General features: G+C 48.8%; 9 protein-coding genes. 4 read left to right on the plus strand and 5 right to left on the minus strand.

The genetic code is table 11. The features are described 5' to 3' along the window. Positions 1-197: 197 nt before the first annotated feature. Positions 198-560: a winged helix-turn-helix transcriptional regulator gene (locus tag ISO4_RS17335; RefSeq protein ID WP_194856958.1), complete on the minus strand. Its 363-nt coding sequence runs from the start codon at positions 558-560 to the stop codon at positions 198-200. A gap of 124 nt (positions 561-684) precedes the next feature. On the opposite strand from ISO4_RS17335, the gene ISO4_RS16660 reads away from it, so the two are divergent. Genes ISO4_RS16660 through ISO4_RS16670 form a run of 4 tightly spaced genes read left to right on the plus strand, consistent with a single transcriptional unit; the run spans position 685 to position 2,378 of the window. Beyond that, on the plus strand, positions 685-1,314 hold the full coding sequence (locus tag ISO4_RS16660; protein ID WP_194856959.1) for a glutathione binding-like protein: 630 nt from the start codon (positions 685-687) through the stop codon (positions 1,312-1,314). Next, a complete protein-coding gene (locus tag ISO4_RS17120) occupies positions 1,311-1,703 on the plus strand; it encodes a nuclear transport factor 2 family protein (protein ID WP_068440513.1) in 393 nt (130 codons plus the stop codon). Before ISO4_RS16660 ends, ISO4_RS17120 begins: the two co-directional genes overlap by 4 nt. Beyond that, positions 1,690-1,926: a tautomerase family protein gene (locus ISO4_RS17125; RefSeq protein ID WP_068440516.1), complete on the plus strand. Its 237-nt coding sequence runs from the start codon at positions 1,690-1,692 to the stop codon at positions 1,924-1,926. Before ISO4_RS17120 ends, ISO4_RS17125 begins: the two co-directional genes overlap by 14 nt. Beyond that, the gene (locus tag ISO4_RS16670) at positions 1,923-2,378 is read left to right on the plus strand and encodes a DMT family transporter (protein WP_068440519.1); all 456 of its coding nucleotides are present in this window, start codon (positions 1,923-1,925) and stop codon (positions 2,376-2,378) included. Before ISO4_RS17125 ends, ISO4_RS16670 begins: the two co-directional genes overlap by 4 nt. Before the next feature lie 152 nt (positions 2,379-2,530). Here ISO4_RS16670 and ISO4_RS16675 read toward each other — a convergent pair whose 3' ends face one another. The 4 genes from ISO4_RS16675 to ISO4_RS16690 all read right to left on the minus strand — a co-directional run. Further along, a complete protein-coding gene (locus ISO4_RS16675; protein WP_194856961.1) occupies positions 2,531-2,986 on the minus strand; it encodes an HIT family protein in 456 nt (151 codons plus the stop codon). Further along, positions 2,983-3,837: a macro domain-containing protein gene (locus ISO4_RS16680; protein WP_194856962.1), complete on the minus strand. Its 855-nt coding sequence runs from the start codon at positions 3,835-3,837 to the stop codon at positions 2,983-2,985. The genes ISO4_RS16675 and ISO4_RS16680 overlap by 4 nt, the downstream gene beginning before the upstream one ends. Then, positions 3,838-4,347 (minus strand): TIR domain-containing protein, encoded by a 510-nt coding sequence (locus ISO4_RS16685; RefSeq protein ID WP_194856963.1) that lies wholly within the window; start codon positions 4,345-4,347, stop codon positions 3,838-3,840. It abuts the gene before it with no gap. A gap of 148 nt (positions 4,348-4,495) precedes the next feature. After that, the coding region (locus ISO4_RS16690; RefSeq protein ID WP_228548225.1) for a hypothetical protein at positions 4,496-5,365 on the minus strand (870 nt) is incomplete at its 5' end.

Below are 5,365 nucleotides of genomic sequence, written 5' to 3' on the forward strand. Positions count from 1 at the left end.
CACACCGCCTCCTTTTGACTTCTAACGCCTGCCATAAACGGCGCGAGGAACGAGCGTCCGGCGACCGTAGGGAGCGAATTTAATGGCTTTGTTAAACAGCGCTAGACTCTAATGAACGCCATCTTCATTATGAAGCCTACAGCTCATTTTCCCAGCCGACCCCTCGCGTCAAGACTGAAAACGCTTCAGTACATTAATTAGCCTTTAACGGGAAGGTGCCCCTTTGCCTTAAGTTTGTGGCCAACTTTAACGATCTCATCCAATGCTGGGATCAGTTCCTGACCAAGCTCGGTCAGTTCGTACTCAACTGAAGGCGGTGAAGTGTCCCGGACGTGACGCTGGACGACTCCGCGCTCTGTCAACTCTGCTAGGCGGGTTGAGAGCACTTTTGCTGAAACAGGCGGAATGTCAATTTTCAACTCATTGAACCGCCGCGGTCCAACCCGCAAGCACCAAATTACATTGGGTGCCCAAGCACCTGCTATCACCGCCATGCACTCAGTAAGCATGCAAGGCTCGGGTGGCGCTGGGCTTTTGTTAAGACGAACTTTCAGTGACATAGGAGTAACCAAGTTTCCTTGAGGTAACCCAATTCTACCTGCAAATGGCCAGTTACTTCTAGTACCTAACTACCCGTTGGATATCATGTGCGTGTCGACCACTAAACATGAGGAATAACTACGCATGAAGCTATACTACAAACCCGGCGCTTGCTCCTTGGCCTCGCACATAGTACTCAATGAACTGGATATTGCCTTCTCTCTCGAGCGAACGGATACCGCGCAAGGCGTCACGGAGACTGGGCGGAGCTATGCCGACATCAATCCGAACGGTTACGTGCCCGCCCTGGAACTGGAGCCCGGTCTGGTACTGACCGAGAATCCCGCGATTCTAGAATACCTAGCTGACCTCATGCCAGAAAAAGGCCTGGCACCGCAGGAAGGCACCTTCGAACGCACGCGACTACGGGAATTACTCGCATTCCTGTCCTCGGAGTTACACAAGGCGTTTAGCCCCTTTTTTTCTGGCGGTGAGCTGACAACAGAAGAGCAGCAGGAGGCGGAAACAAAAATTGCTAAACGGATCGATCCTATTGAAGCTCGACTGTCGCATACACGCGCTAATCTGCTGGGGGACCAACTCGGTGTAGCCGACTTCTATGCGTTCGTAATTCTCAACTGGACTCAGTTCATCGGCTTCTCGCTAAGCCCATGGCCATCCACTTATGCATTCTGGAAGAAACTTCGCTCACATCCGAGCGTCGTCAAGGCACTTGAGACTGAAGGGCTATTGCCGGTGGAGGATCCTCAATGAATGCTTTTTCCGAAGTTCACGAGTTGCTCGATCAGTACTTCGACACACTGTATTACTGCGACATTCAAAAGTTTGATGTGGTTTTTCATCCGCAGGCGATATATGCCACGGCTGACGAGGCACCATTGCTCTACCGGAGCATGCCCGCGTACCGCGAGGTAATTGCGCAGCGCCGCTCACCAGCCTCGCGCAATGAGCAGCGTCGAGATGTCGTGGATTCCATTGAATTTGCGGGAGACAACACGGCTTTTGCTCGTGTTCGTTGTTCCATCGGCGAGCGCGACTTCGTTGACATGCTGTCGCTCGTCCGTACCGAAGGTCGTTGGCACATTATCGCCAAAATATTTCAAATCATTGAAAAACAAGGAGAGAGCAATGCCTTACGTTAACATCAAGGTCACCCGTGAAGGGGTAACAGAATCGCAGAAAGCGGCATTGATTAAAGGAGTAACTAATCTGCTTGTTGATGTACTCCAAAAATCTCCGGCAACCACGATGGTTGTTATCGATGAGGTTGAAATGGAGAACTGGGGTATTGGCGGTCTACCCGTAGAGGAATACAGGCGCAACAGGGCTACCTCGAACGGTGATACTAACAACAAAGATCAATGAGCAATGAAACCTTCGGGATGAGTGTCGTCATGGTGGTCGCCGGAATAGGGATACCAATCATGGCGGCACTCAACAGTGGGCTAGGCGTCCGGCTGGGTAATCCCGTGGCAGCTTCCAGCATCCTGCTGGGCATGGCATTGATGGTGAGTCTGGCGTTCACCCTCAGCAGGCCGCTTCCCGAAACTAGTCTGTTTGAGGCGACGCCACTTCATTATTTCATGGGCGGCATTTTCGTCGCCTTCTACATTCTATCCATCACATGGATTGCACCAAAGATTGGCATCGGCAATGCGATATTTTTCGTGCTTCTCGGTCAGATTGCCGCCTCTGCTCTAATCGACCATTTTGGATGGTTCGGCACGCCAGTATCAACTCTCTCTGTCAGTCGTGGACTCGGTATCGCGCTCATGGCTGCAGGTGTCTATTTGGCGCGCAAGCCGCTGATACTATGATCGGCGGCTCGGGTTCTGTAGCTAAAAGAGCTGATAGCAGTGGAGCAGACATGCGCTGTTTAACGCCCGGCTCACGCGCCGGTTTGGAGCCGTGAAGCGGCGGAAAATCGGTCGCTGTGCAGCCGATTGTTATAAATTTACTACAAGCAGACCTAGAGGCTATATGAGCTGAATAAGGGCCGAAGTTTGTCGGCAATGTCTTCAGTTTCCTCTAGAGATAATTCGGGGACATCACCCCATTCCGTTCCTCCAGTTCCCAGGGTTCCTGCCACGTGAAAATGTACGTGAGCGATAGACTGACTGGACGGGACGCCATTGTTTTGCCAAATGGTAATGCCTTTTGGCTTAAACTCGCTCTCGATTGCTTTAGCAATATCTCTCACAGCAACAGCGAGTTTTCCTGCTTCTTCTTCAGTAACATCCAGTATGGTTTCAACATGCCGATTGGGTATTACCAGCATATGGGGACAGCCCCTCTGCTCCCTTGTCACTAGGATTGAAACCATATTCCCTTTATAGACAAATGAAAACGGTCTTTCACCTGACAAGTATGCACAAAATGCGCATGAATCATTATTAGGAAGCTGAATGCTTTTTTGATCTTTCATGATGGGCTCAGTGACGATAAGAAAGATTGGAGCTCTAGCCTGTCTAGTCGATCATAATCAGAAGGTTGGACCACTATTCGCAATTCATCCGAAATTTTTTGCTGCCGCGAAGCAAACATAAACGATAGTGCTATTAGGCGTATAGAATCTTGTGCTGGAAGAAGATTTGACATTCTTGCTTGGCCGCCTCCGATTACTGGTATGGAGATGGGGCCATGATTTCCGAGTTCATTCTGTTTATCCCACAATGAAACTAGACTTTTCCAAACACCATCGACAGTGCCAAAAGCCTCATTTCTCTGATTCATTTCACAGTACGAAAGAAAATATATGATTCGCGGCGAATGTCGAACCGGAACCACTGTACCAACGCCATATTTCTCTGTCTTACCTTCCTTGTCAATTACACCTACATGGCCGAGCGTAGATAAAGTGTGATGCAACTGCTCATCTAGCGCTTTTACATCGCCTCCAAAAATATTATTAATCGTCTGCCCTAAAAGGCTTCTCTGAGATATAATATTTGGCAACTCTGTATCAAACGTATCGCAAACGCCAACAACTAGGTGGCCATCTTGTTTCAAAAGGTCACCTTTAATTATTTTTATTGTAGTTTTCGGCGCAGAGTAGTCCATTTCAATTGGACGAGGCCAAGACACGATAAGCCCGAAAACAATGGAGATAAGCACTGTTCCGACTATTACGTCCAAGCCCTGAAGACTAGTGGCCTGTGACGGAAATGCTATTATCACGAACTGAAAAATCGCTGAGATAAACCCACCGCAGGCAAATGCGTTTACTAAAAAGCTTTTCCAAAACCTCCACGTTTTAATATCAGCAAGGATATTCATTTACAGTCCTAATTTTTTGTATATGTCTTCGGTGTAGTAATGTGGCCCCTTATTGGTCGAGCCACTATAAATTGGAGCATATTTGTCCAGAGCAAATTTTATAATTTTCGGCTGAAACGATACTGACAACGAATAGTAATCAGCGTCCAATAGCGGCTTTGGAATAAAACTCTTATTGATGAACCTTCCGCCATCCTTGTTGGCTACCACTATCGGAAGATCAAACTCCTGAATCACGTCAATTTCATGGGCTAAGAAGGAATAACCATCTCCGCCTTTTTTCTTAGCATCAGCACTACCTATTAGGACTACTTGTTTGGCGTTTTTAAGCCTCTCACGTAATCTGCGTTTTATCGTATCCCTAGTGCTGGTATCCCTAGCCGCGAACAGATCATGTGCATCGTAAAAGTTGAAGTCGATCTTATCGTTTTCTCGCCATGCCTCCATTAACCGATAAAGTCGAATGTCCTCGCTGGCGAATGCGACGTAGGTCTTGTTTCTGTAACTCATGACTCTGAAATCTCCTATTTATAACGCCTTAGCTCAGCGGCATTTGAGGCGACGCCTGATTTTGCGGCAGCAAAATTAGGTGGCGGGTCAAATGTCCGCTGCAGCGATTTGTTGGGCATCAACCACCCGACCCTTCTCGCTTCGACGCCTATCTGTCTCGGATGGTAACTTCAATTGGTGAGCCCGATTCCAAGATGCAGCGCCCGACATACTTAGCGACGGCCCCGAATGCGTTTGCAGCTTCAAAGTCAATTTCAACAACGTTGCGGCCAGTTCTTTCTATCACGCGGCTGGTTGTTCCCAATGCCAACGCGGGATCGTAAGTACTGGGATTGGTTGTTCGGGCCTTCAATTGAGCATTGCAGATTGAAATTGCGTCGCCGGTTGATACCCGAGTAGCCGCTTGTTTAAGGGAGCCACCTGCTAAGTCGTCCTCTGAAACCCAAAATCTCTTAGTGTTTGATTGCTTGTCGTTGCAGTCGATGTAGAACATTCCCTGCCGCGACGTTGATTTGGCAGCGTCCACCAACAAGTGGCATGCGTTGTTTTCCCGCATGAGCTTCGCAGTGTATTCACCCATGAGGTCTGCTTCTCTTGCGGTCATGCCGTGAGACTTGGGGTTCTTGGAGAACCTATCCGATAGCTCAGCAATCACCTCATCTCTGGATTTGGCCTTACTACTGCAGGATATGGGCTTCTTCATGATCCTATGGGTTATCGCTTTTCCGTCATAGGTCCAGTTGTTCGACACTGAACCGCCGGTATGAACAGTTCCATCCTCATGCACGATTTTGGTAATCGTGTTGCCGCTGAGCGTCACCTTTTTCAGTCCGCAGGTGAGCGTCTTTGCATCAGCGCCAGTTGACACCAAGAGCACGACCAAAAGCGCAATAAAGCTACCGCAGCCATTGAATTTCTGTTTCACCACCTTCTCCTCAAGATTGCCTGTCTCATCGAGCTCAATGCTGCCAAGGTGCTGCACTTGATGCCCAACGTTAGCCATGAGCCGCGCGAGGTA

It is taken from the genome of Alloalcanivorax venustensis ISO4, assembly GCF_015356855.1.
Lineage (GTDB): Bacteria > Pseudomonadota > Gammaproteobacteria > Pseudomonadales > Alcanivoracaceae > Alloalcanivorax > Alloalcanivorax venustensis.